At 43.3% G+C, this 18,778-nt stretch carries 17 protein-coding genes and 2 pseudogenes; 7 read left to right on the forward strand and 12 right to left on the reverse strand.

Annotated features, from left to right (window positions below):
- Nucleotides 1–234 precede the first annotated feature (234 nt).
- Complete coding sequence (gene asd, locus Q0203_RS01015) at nt 235–1,104, forward strand: archaetidylserine decarboxylase (RefSeq protein ID WP_297928903.1); 870 nt, start codon at nt 235–237, stop codon at nt 1,102–1,104.
- Between the two features lie 25 nt (nt 1,105–1,129).
- Entirely contained in the window at nt 1,130–1,762 is a 633-nt protein-coding gene (locus Q0203_RS01020) for an FKBP-type peptidyl-prolyl cis-trans isomerase (protein WP_297928905.1), read from the forward strand.
- A gap of 56 nt (nt 1,763–1,818) precedes the next feature.
- On the opposite strand, the gene rnb is transcribed toward Q0203_RS01020, so the two are convergent.
- From rnb to Q0203_RS01065, 9 genes and pseudogenes are all read right to left on the reverse strand, one after another.
- Nucleotides 1,819–3,798: an exoribonuclease II gene (rnb, locus tag Q0203_RS01025; protein WP_297928907.1), complete on the reverse strand. Its 1,980-nt coding sequence runs from the start codon at nt 3,796–3,798 to the stop codon at nt 1,819–1,821.
- Between the two features lie 121 nt (nt 3,799–3,919).
- Complete coding sequence (locus Q0203_RS01030) at nt 3,920–4,708, reverse strand: SDR family oxidoreductase (RefSeq protein WP_005703676.1); 789 nt, start codon at nt 4,706–4,708, stop codon at nt 3,920–3,922.
- 116 nt (nt 4,709–4,824) lie between these two features.
- Entirely contained in the window at nt 4,825–5,103 is a 279-nt protein-coding gene (locus Q0203_RS01035; RefSeq protein ID WP_297928909.1) for a hypothetical protein, read from the reverse strand.
- Nucleotides 5,104–5,114: 11 nt separating this feature from the next.
- On the reverse strand, nt 5,115–5,498 hold the full coding sequence (locus Q0203_RS01040) for a phage holin family protein (protein WP_297928911.1): 384 nt from the start codon (nt 5,496–5,498) through the stop codon (nt 5,115–5,117).
- A 95-nt stretch (nt 5,499–5,593) separates the two neighbouring features.
- On the reverse strand, nt 5,594–5,905 hold the full coding sequence (locus tag Q0203_RS01045; protein WP_295976647.1) for a DUF883 domain-containing protein: 312 nt from the start codon (nt 5,903–5,905) through the stop codon (nt 5,594–5,596).
- Nucleotides 5,906–6,023: 118 nt separating this feature from the next.
- Nucleotides 6,024–6,398: pseudogene (locus tag Q0203_RS01050) on the reverse strand (Nif3-like dinuclear metal center hexameric protein); the annotation flags it as partial.
- A 2-nt stretch (nt 6,399–6,400) separates the two neighbouring features.
- Nucleotides 6,401–6,607: pseudogene (locus Q0203_RS01055) on the reverse strand (exoribonuclease II); the annotation flags it as partial.
- Between the two features lie 121 nt (nt 6,608–6,728).
- On the reverse strand, nt 6,729–7,517 hold the full coding sequence (locus tag Q0203_RS01060; RefSeq protein ID WP_005703676.1) for an SDR family oxidoreductase: 789 nt from the start codon (nt 7,515–7,517) through the stop codon (nt 6,729–6,731).
- Nucleotides 7,518–7,656: 139 nt separating this feature from the next.
- Complete coding sequence (locus Q0203_RS01065) at nt 7,657–8,229, reverse strand: opacity family porin (protein WP_297928913.1); 573 nt, start codon at nt 8,227–8,229, stop codon at nt 7,657–7,659.
- Between the two features lie 237 nt (nt 8,230–8,466).
- Here Q0203_RS01065 and lon point away from each other — a divergent pair, with 237 nt between their 5' ends.
- Complete coding sequence (gene lon, locus Q0203_RS01070; protein WP_297928915.1) at nt 8,467–10,881, forward strand: endopeptidase La; 2,415 nt, start codon at nt 8,467–8,469, stop codon at nt 10,879–10,881.
- 167 nt (nt 10,882–11,048) lie between these two features.
- On the opposite strand, the gene rmuC is transcribed toward lon, so the two are convergent.
- Nucleotides 11,049–12,689, reverse strand: a complete 1,641-nt coding sequence (gene rmuC / locus Q0203_RS01075; RefSeq protein ID WP_297928917.1) for a DNA recombination protein RmuC — start codon at nt 12,687–12,689, stop codon at nt 11,049–11,051.
- Nucleotides 12,690–12,854: 165 nt separating this feature from the next.
- On the opposite strand from rmuC, the gene Q0203_RS01080 reads away from it, so the two are divergent.
- From Q0203_RS01080 to aroE, 3 genes are read left to right on the forward strand one after another with little or no spacing between them, the layout of a single operon-like run.
- Nucleotides 12,855–13,403 carry a topoisomerase DNA-binding C4 zinc finger domain-containing protein gene (locus Q0203_RS01080; RefSeq protein ID WP_297928967.1) on the forward strand — a complete coding sequence of 183 codons (549 nt, stop codon included), beginning with the start codon at nt 12,855–12,857 and terminating at the stop codon, nt 13,401–13,403.
- A 4-nt stretch (nt 13,404–13,407) separates the two neighbouring features.
- On the forward strand, nt 13,408–13,959 hold the full coding sequence (locus Q0203_RS01085; protein ID WP_297928919.1) for a Sua5/YciO/YrdC/YwlC family protein: 552 nt from the start codon (nt 13,408–13,410) through the stop codon (nt 13,957–13,959).
- Nucleotides 13,960–14,763, forward strand: a complete 804-nt coding sequence (gene aroE / locus Q0203_RS01090; RefSeq protein WP_297928969.1) for a shikimate dehydrogenase — start codon at nt 13,960–13,962, stop codon at nt 14,761–14,763.
- Between the two features lie 5 nt (nt 14,764–14,768).
- Here aroE and rarD read toward each other — a convergent pair whose 3' ends face one another.
- Entirely contained in the window at nt 14,769–15,641 is an 873-nt protein-coding gene (gene rarD / locus Q0203_RS01095; RefSeq protein ID WP_297928921.1) for an EamA family transporter RarD, read from the reverse strand.
- A gap of 27 nt (nt 15,642–15,668) precedes the next feature.
- Nucleotides 15,669–16,547: an HTH-type transcriptional activator IlvY gene (gene ilvY, locus Q0203_RS01100; RefSeq protein ID WP_297928923.1), complete on the reverse strand. Its 879-nt coding sequence runs from the start codon at nt 16,545–16,547 to the stop codon at nt 15,669–15,671.
- Nucleotides 16,548–17,260: 713 nt separating this feature from the next.
- Between ilvY and ilvC the strand changes: the two genes are divergently transcribed.
- Nucleotides 17,261–18,739, forward strand: a complete 1,479-nt coding sequence (ilvC, locus tag Q0203_RS01105; RefSeq protein ID WP_297928925.1) for a ketol-acid reductoisomerase — start codon at nt 17,261–17,263, stop codon at nt 18,737–18,739.
- The last annotated feature ends 39 nt before the right edge of the window (nt 18,740–18,778 follow it).

Consider the following 18,778-nt stretch of genomic DNA (forward strand, 5'->3'; position numbering starts at 1 on the left):
AGCAGGTTTTTTTATGGACAAAAGTGCGGTGAAATTTTAGAACGGTTTATCAAATAAAAATCCTCTCATATTTCACCGCGCTTTTTTGTTTTAATAAGTTGAATTGCAATTAAGCGCATTGGGGAATGGTACTGTCGTTATTTGTGCGTTTGGATAAATTAAGGTTGGAAGGTGAAGAAAAGTTGATATAATCACGCCCTTATTCATTTTAACATTGTACAAGAAATAGACATTATGACGAAATTCACTTATTGGCAACGTGCGAAAGTTGCTTTTCAATACATTATGCCGCAACTGTATTTAACCCAATTAGCCGGCTGGTTCGCCCAACAAAAATGGGGGGCAGTAACACATTTCGTGATCAAGGTTTTCGCGAAGAAATACAACGTAGATATGAGCGAAGCAAAAAAAGAGAACTTTAGTGATTATGAAAGCTTCAACCAATTTTTTATTCGTGAGTTAAAAGACGACGCGCGAAAAATCAATGAAAATCCGACCGCACTTTGCTTACCTGCTGACGGTCGTGTGAGCCAAATCGGGCATATTGACGATGAACGTTTATTGCAAGCCAAAGGGCATTTTTTCAGCCTATCTGATTTATTAGCCGGCGATGAAGAATTAGTTAACACCTTTAAAAACGGCGAATTTGCCACGATTTATTTATCTCCGCGTGATTATCACCGCGTCCACATGCCGTGCGATGCGACCTTGCGCAAAATGATTTATGTGCCGGGCGATTTATTCTCGGTCAATCCGTTCTTAGCCGAACACGTGCCAAATTTATTCGCTCGCAATGAACGCGTTATTTGTGTTTTTGATACAGAATTCGGCCCAATGGTACAAATCCTCGTGGGCGCGACCATCACTGCCAGTATGAGTACGGTTTGGGCAGGCGTCATTAATCCTCCGCGCACCGGTGAAGTCAAAGTCTGGACATATCAAGAGGACAACGGCATTAAACTTACCAAAGGTCAAGAAATGGGCGCATTCCAATTGGGTTCAACCGTCATTAACTTATTCCCGGCGAATTCCGTGACCTTAGCTGAACATTTAGAGGTGGATGTTCCGGTAAGAATGGGTGAAATCTTAGCCACGATGAAATAGTTTTATTAACAGAAAGGAAAACAACATGACAGCAGAATTTTTCAATCAAGTGAGATTAGACGATACCGAAGCCAAAGGCAGTTACGGTATCGGTTTGCAAATCGGTCAACAATTATTGGATAGCCAATTGGCGGTGAAAGCAGAAGCCGTCGCAAAAGGGATTTACGATGTGTTAAATCAACAGGCACCGGCATTAGATTTCAATGAAATCAGCCAAGCGTTGCAACAATTGCAACAACAAGCCGCGGAAGCCCAACAAGCGCAATTCAAAGAAATTGAAGCCGCTGGCAAAGCCTTTTTAGAGACGAACAAACAAAAAGACGGCGTGAAAGTCACCGATTCCGGCTTACAATATGAAGTGTTAGTTGAAGGCAACGGCAACGTGCCATCGACAACCGATAAAGTACGCGTTCACTACACCGGCACATTACCGGACGGCACCGTATTCGACAGTTCCGTCGCACGCGGTCAACCGGCAGAATTCCCGGTTAACGGCGTAATCAAAGGTTGGATCGAAGCGCTTTCCATGATGCCGGTCGGTTCTAAATGGCGTTTGGCAATTCCACACGAATTAGCCTATGGCGAACGTGGCGCAGGCGCAGCCATCCCACCATTTAGTCCATTAGTGTTTGAAGTGGAATTGTTAGAGATTCTTTAATTTATCTCTCTCATAAAAAAGCCACACGCGATATTGACGTGTGGCTTTTTTTATTCCTATTTGACGACGGTTCCCACAATACTTCGGGTCGTTTCCCGCACTTCAGTGAGTTGTACGCGAATTCGGTCGCCGATTTTGTATAACCGCTGATCTTTCACATAAAAAGCGATTTCATCAGGATTAATCACAACCTCTTCTTTATTGTCGTGCAGCGTTGAGGCAGGAATAAACATGGAAGCGCCGTTTTCTAATAGCATGACGCGTAAACCACCACGGCTCACATCTTGTACTTCGGCTTCAAATTCCGGTCTGTCAGTAACTTTATCCGCCAAATAACGGCAATATAACCAGTCGGCAATATCACGTTCTACCAAACGATTTTGGCGACGGGCTTCTTGTAAGCGGGCAAGTACGCTTTCTTCCGGTTTGGTGAAATTGCGGTTGGCTAAATGGGCTTTGATTAAGCGATGGTTCACCATATCCGAATATTTACGGATTGGCGATGTCCACGTGGCATAGCCGTTTAAGCCTAAACCAAAGTGCGGTGCCAATTCCGCTTTAAATTCTGCGAACGTGAGAAAACGACGCAAACGGAATTCCAAATAATCCCCTTCAATCGGTTCAATATCATGGCGCATTTGGCAGTAACCTTTTAAGGTTGCCAAATTTTCTGGCGCATAACGACTTTGTAATTCCGCTTTATTTTCATCATTGGCTAAATTAGCTAACAAGAAATGGTGGGCGTTTTCCAAGAATTTTTTATCGAATCCGCTGTGCGTGTTGAAGATGCCGCATTGCAGGTTTTCATGTAAAAATTGGGCGGCGCAGATATTGGCAATAATCATGGATTCTTCCACGATTTGGTTGGCAATACGACGGTATTCCGCTTTAATTTCTTGTACCTTGCCGTTTTCTGCCAGCACGAAAGAATAATCCGGTTTTTCTTTAAAGAGCAGAGCGTGGGTTTTACGCCATTGCGTTCTGGTTAGGGTAAATTGGTGTAGCCAGTGAATTTGCTGTGCTGTTTCCGGATTTTCCGGTTGCCAAGCATTGTCTTTGCCTTCTAGGTAATCGGAAACATTGTTATAGGCTAATTTGGCTTTAGATTGCACTTCTGCCAATACAAATCGTGAAGGCGCGGTGATATTGCCGGCTAAATCTGTTTGAATATAACACACCAATGCCGGACGGGTTTCGTGAGGTTTTAAAGAACAAAGCTCATCGGAAAGTTCGCGCGGCAACATTGGAATATTGAAGCCGGGCAGATAATTGGTGAAACAACGTTGTTTGGCGTCTTTTTCGATTTGTGAATTTAAACTGATATAAGCCGTCGGATCGGCAATGGCCACCACTAATTGCCAGCCGGTTTGTTCACCGTTTGAAGTGAGCGGCTCAATATACAAGGCATCGTCCATGTCCTGCGTGGTTTCAGAGTCGATGGTGACGAAGTGAAGTGCGGTCAGATTTTCGCGTGTTTCTTGATCCTGTATTTCATAGTGATCTTGTCCTTGCACCGGTTCACGCGGTTGTTCGTGACGCGCAAGAGTCACCCACCAAGGTGCCAGTTCATCATCAGCATGGCAAATAAATTGAGTGATTTGCGCATAGAAAAAACGATTGTCGCGCAAAGGGTGGGTTTTTAAGGTTGCCACAACCCAATCGCCTTCCTGTAATTCTTCTTTGACGGCTTTGCTTTGTGCGGCGCCAATGGGCTGATTGATGTTAGGATGATCAACAAGCACCTGTAATTTCTTGTCTTTATTGAACCGCACTTTCGCGATAAAACGGGTAAGCATCGGCTCGATTAAGGCTTCCGGTTCGGCTTGTTCTTTATCGCCTTGTTTTTCAATCGTGGCGCTGATCTTATCGCCGTGCATCACTTTTTTCATGGCAATAGGGGAAATGAAATAGCTTTTCTTGTCGCATTCCAAAAAGCCGTAAGCCTTGTCCGTACCTTTCACCGTGCCTTCCACACGTTCTTTGCTGTCATGAATTTGTTGTTTGAGTTGTGCGAGTAATGGATTATCTTGGAACATAATTACGTTGGGCGGATTTTCGTCCGCAGATAAAGTGAAAAACGATAACGGCAGACTGAAGTCCACCTTACAAAAGAAAAGGCAGGTCAAAAAACCTGCCAATAAATAAAGGAAGAAAAAATTATTCTTCGCCTAATTCGCCCATGGCGGTGATGCTGAAACCGGCATCAACATGGACGATTTCACCGGTGATACCGGAGGCTAAATCAGAACATAAGAATGCAGCGGAGTTGCCTACATCTTCGATCGTCACGGTGCGGCGTAATGCAGCAGTTTTCTCGAAGGTTGCCAACATTTTCTTGAAGTTTTTAATGCCGGAAGCCGCTAAGGTACGAATCGGGCCTGCGGAAATGGCGTTCACGCGAATGCCGTCTTTACCTAAATCCGCTGCCATCACACGAGTGGCTGCTTCAAGAGAAGCTTTGGCTAAACACATCACGTTGTAGTTTGGAATGGCACGTTCTGCACCTAAGTAGGACAACGTTAATAATGCCGCGTTAGGATTCAAATATGGACGTGCTGCTTGCGCCATTGCTACAAAACTGTATGCACTGATGTCGTGGGCAATGCGATAACCTTCGCGGGTTGCCGCATTCACATAGTCGCCGTCTAATTGATCGCCCGGTGCGAATGCGATGGCGTGTACGAAACCATCAAATTTATCCCAGTGTTTGCTTAATTCTGCGAAGCAGTTTTGAATGCTTTCATCGGTGGCAACGTCTAACGGAAGCACGATGTTTGCGCCAAATTCTTTGGCAAATTCTTCAACACGCGGTTGTAATTTTTCATTTAAATAAGTGAAAGCCAATTCTGCGCCTTGCTCTTTCATCGCTTTTGCAATGCCGTAGGCGATAGAACGATTGCTGGCGAGACCTGTAACTAAAATACGTTTACCTGTTAAGAAACCCATAATTATTCCTGTTTGTTTTAGTGAAAAAATTGGCGAAATTATACTTGTTTTGCCTTATAGGAGCAATTATCAGAGTAAGTGTTCCGATATGTTAGGATAATTTATTAAAAGCTAATTTATTCAGATTGATTATGCTGACTATGTTTGCCAAGTGCATAGAGCGTAACTAAGCCTAATCCAGTAACAACAATGTTGCGGGCGGTAAACAGTTTTTTACTTACTGCCGTGAATAGTAAAGAACGTATTAAGGGTTGATTTAACACTGAACCTAAGAAATTTATATTCTGGAGAGGAGATGAAATTTCTCGTTTTGTTGTATTACCTTGTGAACGTAATTTAAGTCGCAATATATTGCCCTTGAGTACTAAAAGTTCTTTTTCTTCTTCTAAACGCATTATCACTTCTCCTACTCTTGTTTGGATTTACCTATAATATTTTTTAATGCATTAATGTCTTGTTGTATCTCTATTACTGTATCCATCATAAATGTTTTTTGTTTTTTCAAAAAACGCGATAACCCAAAGGCTAAAAACAAAACAATCAATAGTGCGATAACACTGATAGAAAAAAATGCGGTAATTTTATTTTCTGGAGAAAGGTAGGAATTCAAACCAAATAATAAACTAATAAAAGAAACTAATAAAAGTAAGAAGGCGAACAGTATAATAACGAGAGTTGATAACAAAGAATTTTTTAGCTGGATAAAGTCAATCCGAAGCATTTGCAAACGGATTTGTGTTAACTCAAGGGTTGTAATCAATGTATTTTTAATTTTTTGTATGATTTGCATTCCATCTCCTTAAGCTGTCTGAAACGAAAATTGGCTGCGCAGAAAAACTAGTATACGCAGCCATTATTTAGTAGAACGATTTTAGTAAATAACAACTATTTTTTACTGATGAGTACGCCCAGTAATAACCCAATAACAGCGGCAGTGCCGATGGCTTTGTAGGGGTTTTCCTGTACTAGAGTATCAGTGTTCTTAATCACCTCTTTAGTTTTTTCAACGGCTTCTTCTTGAAGAGAGCTAAATTGTCCTTTAATCGCTTTAACTTGAGAACTTAAACTTTTTTTCAATTTTTTCAGTTCTTCTGCGCCGGCTTCACTTTTTTCATTAAAGAGCTCTTCAGCATTATTCAAAATGTCATTTAGTTCTTCTAACAGTTCTTTGCGTTTTGCATCGAATTCTTTACTCATAGTGTTTCTCCTCTTGTTAGAATGTAATAATTAAAATACCAGCAGAAATAATACTTCTATTCCTAGATGGTTACTGATTCTATACATATATTTTATAGAGAAGTCAAGGGTAAATCTGTTATGCCGGATTATCCATATCCTTAAATTCCACCTCAAAACCGTGTTCTTTTGCCAGCCACTCGCCCAAGGCTTTTACGCCATAACGTTCAGTGGCGTGGTGACCTGCAGCAAAAAAATGAATCCCTTGCTCCCTCGCAGAATGGATCGTTTGTTCAGATACTTCGCCTGTAATAAAGGCGTTGCAACCTTGGGCTGCAGCAAGAACAATGTAATCTTGGCCTCCACCGGTGCAGATACCGATTTTGCTGATAAAGTGCGGTCCGTTTTCCGTGCAAATTAATAGTTTGCGGTTTAACACCTGTTCGATACGTTCGGCAAATTGTTCGGCAGTTAACGGTTCTTTTAAGGCGCCCCAAACAGGAATGTTGGCCGAGCTTTATCGCCTTGTTTTTCGATCGTAGCGCTGATTTTGTCGCCGTGCATGACTTTTTTTATGGCAGGTGGCGCAATAAAGTAGCTTTTTTTATCACATTCTAAAAAGCCATAGACTTTATCGGAGCCTTTTACCGTGCCTTCTACACGTTCTTTGCTGTCATGAATTTGTTGTTTGAGTTGTGCGAGTAATGGATTATCTTGGAACATAATTACGTTGGGCGGATTTTCGTCCGCAGATAAAGTGAAAAACGATAACGGCAGACTGAAGTCCACCTTACAAAAGAAAAGGCAGGTCAAAAAACCTGCCAATAAATAAAGGAAGAAAAAATTATTCTTCGCCTAATTCGCCCATGGCGGTGATGCTGAAACCGGCATCAACATGGACGATTTCACCGGTGATACCGGAGGCTAAATCAGAACATAAGAATGCAGCGGAGTTGCCTACATCTTCGATCGTCACGGTGCGGCGTAATGCAGCAGTTTTCTCGAAGGTTGCCAACATTTTCTTGAAGTTTTTAATGCCGGAAGCCGCTAAGGTACGAATCGGGCCTGCGGAAATGGCGTTCACGCGAATGCCGTCTTTACCTAAATCCGCTGCCATCACACGAGTGGCTGCTTCAAGAGAAGCTTTGGCTAAACACATCACGTTGTAGTTTGGAATGGCACGTTCTGCACCTAAGTAGGACAACGTTAATAATGCCGCGTTAGGATTCAAATATGGACGTGCTGCTTGCGCCATTGCTACAAAACTGTATGCACTGATGTCGTGGGCAATGCGATAACCTTCGCGGGTTGCCGCATTCACATAGTCGCCGTCTAATTGATCGCCCGGTGCGAATGCGATGGCGTGTACGAAACCATCAAATTTATCCCAGTGTTTGCTTAATTCTGCGAAGCAGTTTTGAATGCTTTCATCGGTGGCAACGTCTAACGGAAGCACGATGTTTGCGCCAAATTCTTTGGCAAATTCTTCAACACGCGGTTGTAATTTTTCATTTAAATAAGTGAAAGCCAATTCTGCGCCTTGCTCTTTCATCGCTTTTGCAATGCCGTAGGCGATAGAACGATTGCTGGCGAGACCTGTAACTAAAATACGTTTACCTGTTAAGAAACCCATAATATTTCCTGTGATTTGCGTTAAAAATTGCGGTGTAGTATAAGCGAAAACGTCTTTGAATACAAAGCCGACCAATTTATCAAAACAAAAAGCACTTATTCAGTAGTGAATAAGTGCGGTTGAATTATTGACTGTTTTTTTAGAAATTGACACGAATACCCAGTTTGGCGCCGACTTCATTTAATTCTAAATCGCGGCTAAATCTGTTGTATTCAATATTTCCATTTAAGCTAATGCGTTCATTGATCTTGTATTGCGCCCCACCAAGTGCGCCAAAACCAACATAATTATCACGATATTTAAGATAATTGAAGCTTTGACGAGTTGTTCGGCTTACGGTGGCGTTGATATTGTTATGCGATAAACGAATACCAATATAAGGAACGAGCTTTGCATTGATGTCGTTAATGTTGAAATCATACAGTCCGGTGACACCGACAGAGCTCAATTTGACAGAACTCTCTGCGCTGATATTTTCGTCATGTGCAGATTTGTGGATTTTTCTGAAATGGGTGTAATCTACCGCAAGGCGAAATGGATTATCAAAATCGTAACCTAAGCTGATACGTTGATTAAACGTGTTTTGATGGCCGGGAAAATCATCAATGGTAAATTGTGAATATCCCAAATCGCCTTGTACGTAAACATTTTCGGCATGAGCGGACAAGGCAAATGTTGTGGCGAGAAGTGAAATTTTGAATAAATTTTTCATAGATTGGCTCCCGTGAATAGGTGAAAAGATTGGCTAAGGCATAGAAAATGCTATGAATTGATAGAATTATACTGCGCTTTCCTCTAGAATCAATCCGTTCATTTAAACGGTTGCATGGCAATTGAGAATATGGTGAAAGCGTGAATGAAGTGCGGTAGATTTTTTTTCTAAATCTTGAATTTAACGAAATCATCTCCATATAGAGCCAAATTAGCAGAATAGAAAAGAGAGTATGCGATGAGAACAAAAAAATCAGAATTACAAACCATACCGGTATTGCCATTGCGCGATGTCGTTGTGTTTCCTTATATGGTGATGCCGTTATTTGTGGGAAGACCAAGATCTATCCACAGCCTTGATGAAGCAATGAATCACGGCAAGCAACTCTTGTTGGTATCGCAAAAGCAGCCGGAATTGGAAGAACCCGGTATTGATGATTTATACGATGTCGGCACCATTGCCAATATTATCCAGTTGCTCAAACTGCCGGACGGCACGGTGAAAGTGTTAGTGGAAGGACAGCAACGTGCACAGATTTATCAATTGGAAGATATCGGTGAACATTTTCAAGCGCAAATTAAGCCGATTGAAAGTACGCTTGGCAATAAAAAAGAATTACAAGTTGTTCACAAAGCAGCCTTAGATGAATTCCAAAACTATGTGAATTTGAACAAGAAAGTACAGCCGGATATTCTTTCCGCACTTCAACAAATTGAAAATTTGGAACAATTAAGTGACACCTTAGCCTCCCATTTACCGGTTTCCGTTGCCCAAAAACAAACCGTATTAGAAATGAGCAATGTGGTGGAACGTTTTGAGTATTTGCTGGGGTTAATGCAGTCCGAAGCGGATCTATTACAGGTGGAAAAACGCATTCGTAGTCGCGTGAAAAAACAAATGGAAAAAAGTCAGCGCGATTATTACTTAAACGAACAAATTAAAGCCATTCAAAAAGAGCTTGGCGAAGAAGAAAATGCGATAAGTGAAATTGAACAGCTTCGTCAAAAAATTGAAGAGGCAAGAATGCCTTTGGAAGCACGTGAAAAAGCCGAAGCTGAATTGCAAAAACTGAAAATGATGTCGCCAATGTCGGCTGAAGCCACTGTTGTGCGCAGTTATATTGACTGGATGATTCAAGTGCCTTGGCATAAACGCACCAAAGTGAAAAAAGATCTCGCCAAAGCACAAGAAATTTTAGATGCCGATCACTATGGTTTGGAGCGCGTGAAAGAGCGTATTTTGGAATACCTTGCCGTGCAAACCCGTTTAAATCAATTAAAAGGGCCAATTCTTTGCTTGGTAGGCCCTCCTGGTGTCGGTAAAACCTCTTTAGGACAATCTATTGCCAATGCAACAGGGCGCAAATATGTGCGCATGGCATTAGGCGGCGTGCGTGATGAAGCAGAAATTCGTGGTCACCGGAAAACCTATATTGGTTCCTTGCCGGGCAAATTGATTCAAAAAATGGCAAAAGTCGGTGTAAAAAACCCGCTCTTTTTGTTAGATGAAATCGACAAAATGTCTTCTGATATGCGTGGCGATCCAGCTTCTGCTTTATTAGAGGTATTGGATCCGGAACAAAACGCCCATTTCAACGATCATTATTTGGAAGTGGACTACGATTTATCCGATGTCATGTTTGTGGCGACCTCAAACTCCATGCACATTCCAACGCCATTATTAGATCGTATGGAAGTGATTCGTTTATCCGGTTATACAGAAGATGAAAAACTGAATATCGCCACTCGCCATTTGATCAACAAACAAATGGAACGCAATGGGCTAAAAGCCGGTGAATTAACCATTGATGACAGTGCGATCGTGGATATTATCCGCTATTACACTCGCGAAGCCGGTGTGCGTAATTTAGAACGTGAAATTTCAAAAATCTGCCGTAAAGCTGTAAAAACCTTACTGTTAGATAAGAAATTAAAATCCATCAAAGTGACGGCGAAAAATCTACACGATTACCTTGGCGTGAAACGCTTTGAATTTGGTCGTGCCGATACGCAAAATCGTGTTGGCGAAGTCACCGGTTTGGCATGGACGGAAGTCGGCGGCGATTTACTGACGATTGAAACCGCCTCCGTGCCGGGCAAAGGCAAACTCAGTTACACTGGCTCCTTGGGGGATGTCATGAAAGAATCCATTCAAGCGGCAATGACTGTCGTACGCGCCCGTGCAGATAAATTAGGCATTAATCCGGAATTCCACGAAAAACGCGATATTCATATTCACGTTCCGGACGGTGCGACACCAAAAGACGGCCCGAGTGCAGGGATTGCTATGTGTACCGCATTGGTGTCTTGTTTAACCGGTAATCCGGTAAAATCCGAAGTGGCGATGACCGGTGAAATCAGCTTACGTGGCAAAGTATTACCAATTGGCGGTTTAAAAGAAAAATTACTGGCTGCGCACCGTGGCGGCATTAAAACGGTGGTTATTCCAAAAGATAATGTGAAAGATTTGGAAGATATTCCGGAAAATGCTAAACGTGATTTGAACATTCATGCGGTAGAAACCATCGATGAAGTGTTAACCATTGCATTGGAAAATCCGCCAAGCGGTGTTGAGTTTGTCAAACTTGAGCCAATTTCTACGGTGAAAAATAGCCGCCGGAAGAAAGGTATTGCACCAAGTGCGGTCAATTAATGAAAAGTTTTTTAACACGATAAGGATCTATAGAGTAGCGTGCAACTTGTTGCACGAAATCATGAATACCCGAAAGTGTGAAATCACGTTTCATGCGTGGTTTGGTCTTAAAATAAACCGCACTTTGATGTAATTTATTAAAGTGCGGCATTTTTTTGTACATTTTTCTATGTGCTTTCTAGGCTTTCTTTAGGTTCGTTCTCTGTTTTTTCTTTATTCAGCAATAACCGTTCCGTTTCAAAATCATGATGCAGCGGTTCGATATCCGGCATGGTTTTGTTGGCTTTGGCAGAAAGTGCTTTAAAGCGCTCCACTTTGCCCATCAAGCCCTGCTGCCCCACGAGTGCCGTGACAGCGCTGTTGTAGTGCGAACTGACGGTGGAAAGGCTGTTTCCCACTTTCGCTAAACGCTCTGCGAGTAAGCAGATTTGGTTGTAAATCTCACCGGCTTTTTCGCTGATTTCACGCGCTTCCGCATTACCGCGCTCCACCCTCCACAGGTTCGCTACCGTGCGCAAAATCGGCATCAGCGTGGTGTGTGACACCATAATGACATTTTTGTCATAGCCATAACCGAACAAACTCGGATCCATTTTTAAGGCTTCAATGTAAGCGGGTTCCACGGCAATAAACATCAACACGAAATTCGGGCTACGTATGCCGATAAGGTTGCTGTAATCTTTGCGGGATAGGTCGTCGATGTGATTCCGCAGTGCTTTAATATGCTCGCGCAGAAACGCCTGCCGCGCTATTTCATCTTCAGCACTGACCGCACTTTCATAGGCGTTAAGCGACATTTTGCTGTCGATAATCAAATGTTTCTCATCCGGTAGGTTAAGAATAAAGTCGGGATAATTGCGCTTGCCCTCTTCGTTTTTGAAATGCGCCTGTGCGGTGTAATGTTCATCTTCCACCAAGCCGGCAGATTGCAGCGCCCGCTCCAACTGCATTTCCCCCCAGTTACCAAGGGTTTTCTTTTCCCCTTTCAGAGCGGAAGTCAAATTGTTCGCTTGTTGCGACATACTCAAACCGATTTCTAACACTTTCTTAATTTCCGCTTCCAAGCCTGCGTTGCCCTTAAGGGATTCCGAGTGAATTTCATTCACCCGTTTTTGGAAGCTTTCAATTTGCTCACGGAATGGCTTTAACAAGCTGTCCATGGACGCTTGGTTCGTTTGCTGAAAACGCTGGCTTTTCTCTTCTAAAATACGATTGGCGAGGTTTTGAAATTCCGTATTGAGCTGCTGTTTGGTTTGTTCAACATGTTGTTGCTGCTCGACAAAATGCTTTTCTTTTTCCGTTAACGTGGTTTTCAATTCCGCCAGTTCCTGCGAAAGTGCGGTGTGTTTTTCCGTTAAATTTGCTAGCGATTCTTCTTTGCGGACAATCTGCGCTTGGCTTTGCGCAAGTTGTCCGCGCAAGCTGTCCGCCTGTGCCGATGCCACACCAAAACGTTCTTTCAGCGTCGTTATTTGTTCTGCAATAGCAGAATGGCGCGCCTGCTCTTCGTTCAGTTCCGTTTGCAAATACTGTACTTTTTCATCCCGTTCGTTTAAGCGAATTTGTAGCCCATCCGCCGTAGTTTGTGCTTTCACCACCTCTTGTTCTAATTGATTTTTACGGGCAGTAACGGCATCAAATTTTTCTAATAAGCGATTAAAATCCTCAATGTTTTTATTTAAATCCTGTTGTAATTCCAAGCTATCCCGTTTCCGACGCGCGCTGACAAAAAGCAATATAAGGCAAAGCACGCCCAATGCGGTACAAACGCCCAATAACACATTTAAATCAATATCCAATGCAAACATGTTCCCTCCTGATATTCGGCGTTAGTATAAAGGAAATCCTTGGTCTTTGCCGACCTTTTGCTTTTTCATTTCGCAAGTGGTAAAAGGCGCAAAACTTGCGGTAGAATGGCGCACGAACCGTTTTAATATTTGTCGAGAAAAATCACCGCACTTTTAGGGCATGCCATGAACCAACCTTTATTTCAGCCTACCAAACACGAGGAACACTGCCCGCAGTGCGGTGCGTTGTTGCAAATAAAACAAGGCAAAAAAGGGCTGTTTCTCGGGTGTTCTGCCTATCCGCAATGTGATTATTTAAAACCGTTACAGGCTTCCAACGAAGTAAAAACCCTCAAAATATTGGAACAAAACTGCCCTCAATGTGGCCATTTATTGGCGTTAAAACAAGGGCATTTTGGCATGTTTATTGGCTGCAGTAATTACCCTGACTGTCATTTTGTGGTGCATGAGGAAACAGAAGACAAAACGGAAGAACACGTACCTTGTCCGGAATGTAAAGAAGGGCAGTTAGTGGCACGGCGTGGACGTGCCGGCAAGCTATTTTACGCCTGCAACCGTTTTCCGCATTGTAAGTTTTCCGTGCCAACTAAACCGTATTTAATCGATTGCCCGCAATGCCATGGCAATTTAGCCTTATTAAAAAAACAACAGGGCGAACAACGCACTTGGCAATGTGTGAATAAAACCTGCCGCCATATTTTTACGACCGAGTAACCTCATGAATTTACAAGAGATTGTTAACCATTTAAAAAATCAGCAAGTCGTTGCCTACCCTACCGAAGCGGTTTTCGGCTTAGGTTGTAATCCAAACAGCCAAAGTGCGGTGCAAAATTTACTGGTTTTAAAACAACGCCCCATGTCAAAAGGACTGATTTTAATTGCGCCGAGCTTGGATTTTTTGTTGCCTTTTATGGATGAAAGCTGTTTGATGGAAGCACATTGGCAACGCTTAACCACGCAATATGATCGGCCAACGACTTGGGTCGTCCCAGCCAGAACGACGACACCCAAATTTCTTACCGGCGATTTTGACAGTATTGCGGTACGTATCAGCCAACACCCTGCCGTTAAGCTGTTATGCGAACAGGCAGGCTTTGCACTCACCTCCACCAGTGCCAACTTAACCGGACAGCCACCTTGCCGCACTGCACAAGAAGTCACACAACAATTCGGCACAGATTTTCCGGTGCTAAATATGCCTGTGGGCGGCGCGGTAAACCCATCCGAAATTCGCGACATTTTCACCAACCAAGTTTTTCGTCAAGGATAAATCATGTTATATGCCGTTTGGGGCAACCCTATCGCTCAAAGCAAATCGCCGCAAATTCATCGCATTTTTGCCGAACAAACCGCACAAGACGTGCAATACGATGCCATGTTAGGCGACGAACAGGATTTTGAACGGCAATTATTGGCGTTTTTTGCGCAAGGTGCAGTAGGGTGTAATATCACCTCGCCTTTCAAAGAACGGGCGTTCAAGCTGGCAGATGCACACAGTGAGCGTTGTCTGATGGCGGAGGCCTGCAATACGTTGAAAAAATTAGACGATGGCACGCTGTATGCGGACAATACCGATGGCGCAGGATTGGTGACGGATTTGCAACGATTAAATTGGCTTAAGCCGAATCAAACCCTACTCATTTTAGGGGCAGGCGGTGCCACAAAAGGCGTATTGTTACCGCTTTTACATGCACAGCAAAACATTGTGATTGCCAATCGCACTTTAGCCAAAGCACAACAGCTGGCAGAGAAATTTTCGCCTTACGGCAATATTCGTGCCGTAGAACTTGGTCAACTTCCCGCGCAATCCTTTGATGTGATTATCAATGCGACCTCCTCAGGTCTGCACGGCGATACGATACAAATTAACGATGAGATTCTGCGAACAGCAAAAGCGGTTTATGATATGCAATATGACCGACAAAAAGACACGCCGTTTTTGGCGCGCTGTCGTGCGTTAGGTGTGCAAAACCGAAGTGACGGTTTCGGGATGTTATTGGCGCAAGCAGCGCATTCATTTTATTTATGGCGAGGCGTAATGCCAAATATTACGCCATTATTTGAACAGTTATAAAAAAGCTATTGGCGCGTTTTCGCTTGCAGAATGCCATCCGTGATAATCAAAAGCATGGCAAGGATCAAGCAAATAAACAGCGGATAACTTTGCGCATCAATCTTTTCACCAATTAATAAGGAAATTCCCACCATCAGGCAAGGCTCTACATAACCAAGTAAGCCCAGCAAATTCATCGGCAAATGATTGCTGGCAAGAATGTAAGAATTAAGTGCCGTGCCGCTAATTAAGCCAAGCAGTAGCAATAAAACCAAAATATTCGGATTGCTTTGTTGTACTTGGGCAATATCCACTTGCCAGGCGAAGTAAATACAAAATGGCAAAAGGGTCAACATTTCTAAGAAGAATGCCGCAAGATCGGTGATTTTCCACATTCGTCGTACCACAAAGTAAGAGGTATATCCCACGCAAATTACCAACGCCTCCCAGGAAATTTCCCCTTTTAAGGCAATGTTGGAAATCACCCCCACGGCGGCAATCAGTACGGCTAAGAACTTAATGCGTGAAATCCGTTCTTTAAAAATAATTCGCGCTGCCGCTACCATCACTAAAGGCAGCAATAAATAACCAAAAGAAACACTCAACGAGCTACCATTATTAGGTGCCCACAAAAATAGCCACATTTGAAAGCCCATCAACGCACCGGTAAAGAGAAAGGCCAACGCAAAGTGCGGTTGTCTTTGAATGCGTTTTAAATGGGCAATCAACGCCATTTTTTGTTTAAACAAAAACACAGCCGCCGCCACAAAAGGCAAGGTAAATACAATGCGATAACCGAAAATATCTGTACCACTCAAAGGCAGCAACAGCGTAGAAAAATAATACATGTAGCCAAACAGCAGAGAGGCAAATAAAGAAAACGCAACGCCTTTTAGCATAAAAACTCCTTAAATCATGACCGCACTTTACGCTAATAACTGCCAAAATGCACGCACTAGAGGGCGCTCTAAGGCAGGTTTCAATGCACACACACCAAGTTCAAAAGGGGTAATCGATTCCTCTAACTGCAAGGTAGAAATTTGGCTGTTCAGTGGACTGTTCTTAATCACCACATCAGGCAATAACGCCAAACCACAGCCCAGTGCCACCATGGACACTATGCCCTCATGCCCCGCCACAGTGCCATAGATTTTTGGGTGTTTAATGCCTTTTTGTTTAAACCATTCTTCAATCCGCTGCCGTGCCATGCCGTCTAACGGCAAGATAAAAGGAACCTGTTGCCAATTAATCGGTTCTTGTTGCAATAATTGTGTTGCCGAACAGGCCACACGAGGCGCAATCATCGACAACGCAATATCATCGATATAATGAAATGTCACCGCACTTGGTAATACCGGCGGTTTCCCCGCTAACGCCAAATCCACCTGCTGCGTCTGCACTAAATGTACCGCCTGCGCCGGATCGCCTGTGGTCAGTTGAATTTCCACTTTCGGATAATGCGCACGGAATTTCTCCAAAATCCCCGGCAAATGGCTATACGCCGCCGTCACCGAGCAATACAGCTTGAGCTCCCCGCTAAGCTCTTCCTCTTGGGTATGCAACTGCTGTTGAAACAGCATCCAATTCTGCCACTGCTGCTGTGCAAACACCAAAAACGCCTCACCATTCGGCGTTAACGACACCTGACGATTATCCCGCCACAGAAGTTGCTGGCCCAGTTCCTGTTCGATTTTTTGCACTTGGCGGGACAAGGTTGACGGCGACATATGGTGCAACGCCGCCGTTTTGGCGAAGTTTTGAGTTTGGGTGAGGGTGATGAAGATTTTGAGATCGTTAAAGTTCATAATATTTGTTTTGCTTAAGTTTGATTTGGGTTTTGTACTCAACGTCGTTGAGTACGAGTTCATTTTCTTTGCTTGCCCAAAGAAAACGAACCAAAAGAAAAGGCACCCCGGATAAGCCGCTTGTCCTTATTTCAATGCAATTTTCTTGACGCTAAATTTCGAACTCGCCACCAGCGGCTCAGACAAACGAAAATTTCCTAAAAATTGCAAATCGCTCAGGCGGTTCAGATGGGGACCCTATTTTATTCGAGCGCGACTTAAAGTGTATTATGTCAACAGATTCAAAAGTGCGGTTATTTCTAAAAATGTTTTTTAAAATGAAAAACACCTAAAAATTCAACCGCACTTTTTTAAAAAACAAATTATTTTCTCCGTGTAAGACGCCCTTATGGAAATGCAATTTTTAGCTAAATTTCGCTTTGTTTGAGCGAAGCGAGTTCGAAATTTAGCGTGAAAAAAATTGCATTGGAATAAGGATAAGCGGCTTAGTCGGAGTGCCTTTTTCTTTGCCTTCTTTCTTTTGGGCAAGCAAAAGAAAGAAGGTCGCCATCGGCGAAACCGATTCCTCTAAATGTAGGTAATTGCAAAAACCGCAACACAAAATCCCAATAATATCACTTTACGCAACACCAAAACACCCTATAATCACCTAAACCTAAACCTAAACCTAAACCTAAACCTAAACAAACACTCCCACACAAAAGGAAAATATCATGGCTAATTATTTCAATACCTTAAACTTACGCCAACAATTAGATCAATTAGGTCGTTGCCGTTTTATGGATCGTAATGAATTCGCAAACGAAGCGAATTTCTTGAAAGGCAAGAAAATCGTGATCGTAGGTTGCGGTGCACAAGGGTTAAACCAAGGGTTAAATATGCGTGATTCTGGTCTAGACATCAGCTACGCATTACGCCCGGAAGCCATCGCAGAAAAACGTGCGTCATTCCAACGTGCCACTGAAAATGGCTTTAAAGTGGGCACTTATGAAGAACTGATTCCAACCGCCGATTTAGTCATTAACCTCACCCCGGACAAACAACATTCCAAAGTGGTTGCTGATGTGATGCCGTTGATGAAAAAAGGTGCAGCATTGGGCTATTCCCACGGTTTAAACATTGTTGAAGTGGGCGAGCAAATCCGTCCTGACATCACCGTCGTAATGGTGGCACCAAAATGCCCGGGTACAGAAGTTCGTGAAGAATACAAACGTGGTTTTGGCGTGCCTACATTAATTGCCGTGCACCCGGAAAATGACCCACAAGGCGAAGGTTTAGAAATCGCCAAAGCTTGGGCGGCGGCAACCGGTGGTCATCGTGCAGGCGTGTTGGAATCCTCTTTCGTGGCGGAAGTCAAATCAGACTTAATGGGTGAACAAACCATCCTTTGCGGTATGTTGCAAGCGGGTTCTCTCATTTGCTACGACAAATTAGTAGCTGACGGCAAAGATCCAGCCTATGCGGGCAAATTAGTACAATACGGTTGGGAAACTATCACCGAAGCCTTAAAACAAGGCGGTATCACGTTGATGATGGATCGATTATCCAACAGCGCAAAATTGCGTGCGTTCGAGTTAGCAGAACAAATCAAAGAAGAATTGGCGTTCTTATTTGCCAAACACATGGACGATATCATCAGCGGCGAATTCTCCCGTGTGATGATGGAAGACTGGGCAAACGGTGATGCCAACCTCTTAAAATGGCGTGAAGAAACCGGCAAAACCGCTTTTGAAAACGCACCGAAATATGAGGGCAAAATCAGCGAGCAAGAATATTTCGACCATGGCGTGTTAATGATTGCGATGGTGAAAGCCGGTGTTGAATTGGCATTCGATACCATGGTGGCCAGCGGCATTTACGAAGAATCCGCTTACTACGAGTCCTTACACGAATTGCCGTTAATCGCCAACACGATTGCGCGTAAACGTTTATATGAAATGAACGTGGTGATTTCCGACACGGCAGAATACGGTAACTACTTATTCGCTAACGTTGCCGGTCCGATTATGCAAAAAGCATTGGTGCCAACCTTACGCAAAGGCGATATCGGTGAACCAACACCAACTGTGGAAATTGACAACATCACTTTACGCGATGTGAACGATGAAATCCGCAATCACCCGGTAGAATTGATCGGTCAAGAATTGCGTGGTTACATGAAAGATATGAAACGCGTTTCATTGCAAGGTTAATGGAAACATTCATGACGTAAAAAAGCCGGCGATGTTGCC

It is taken from the genome of uncultured Aggregatibacter sp. (assembly GCF_938046485.1).
GTDB lineage: Bacteria > Pseudomonadota > Gammaproteobacteria > Enterobacterales > Pasteurellaceae > Aggregatibacter.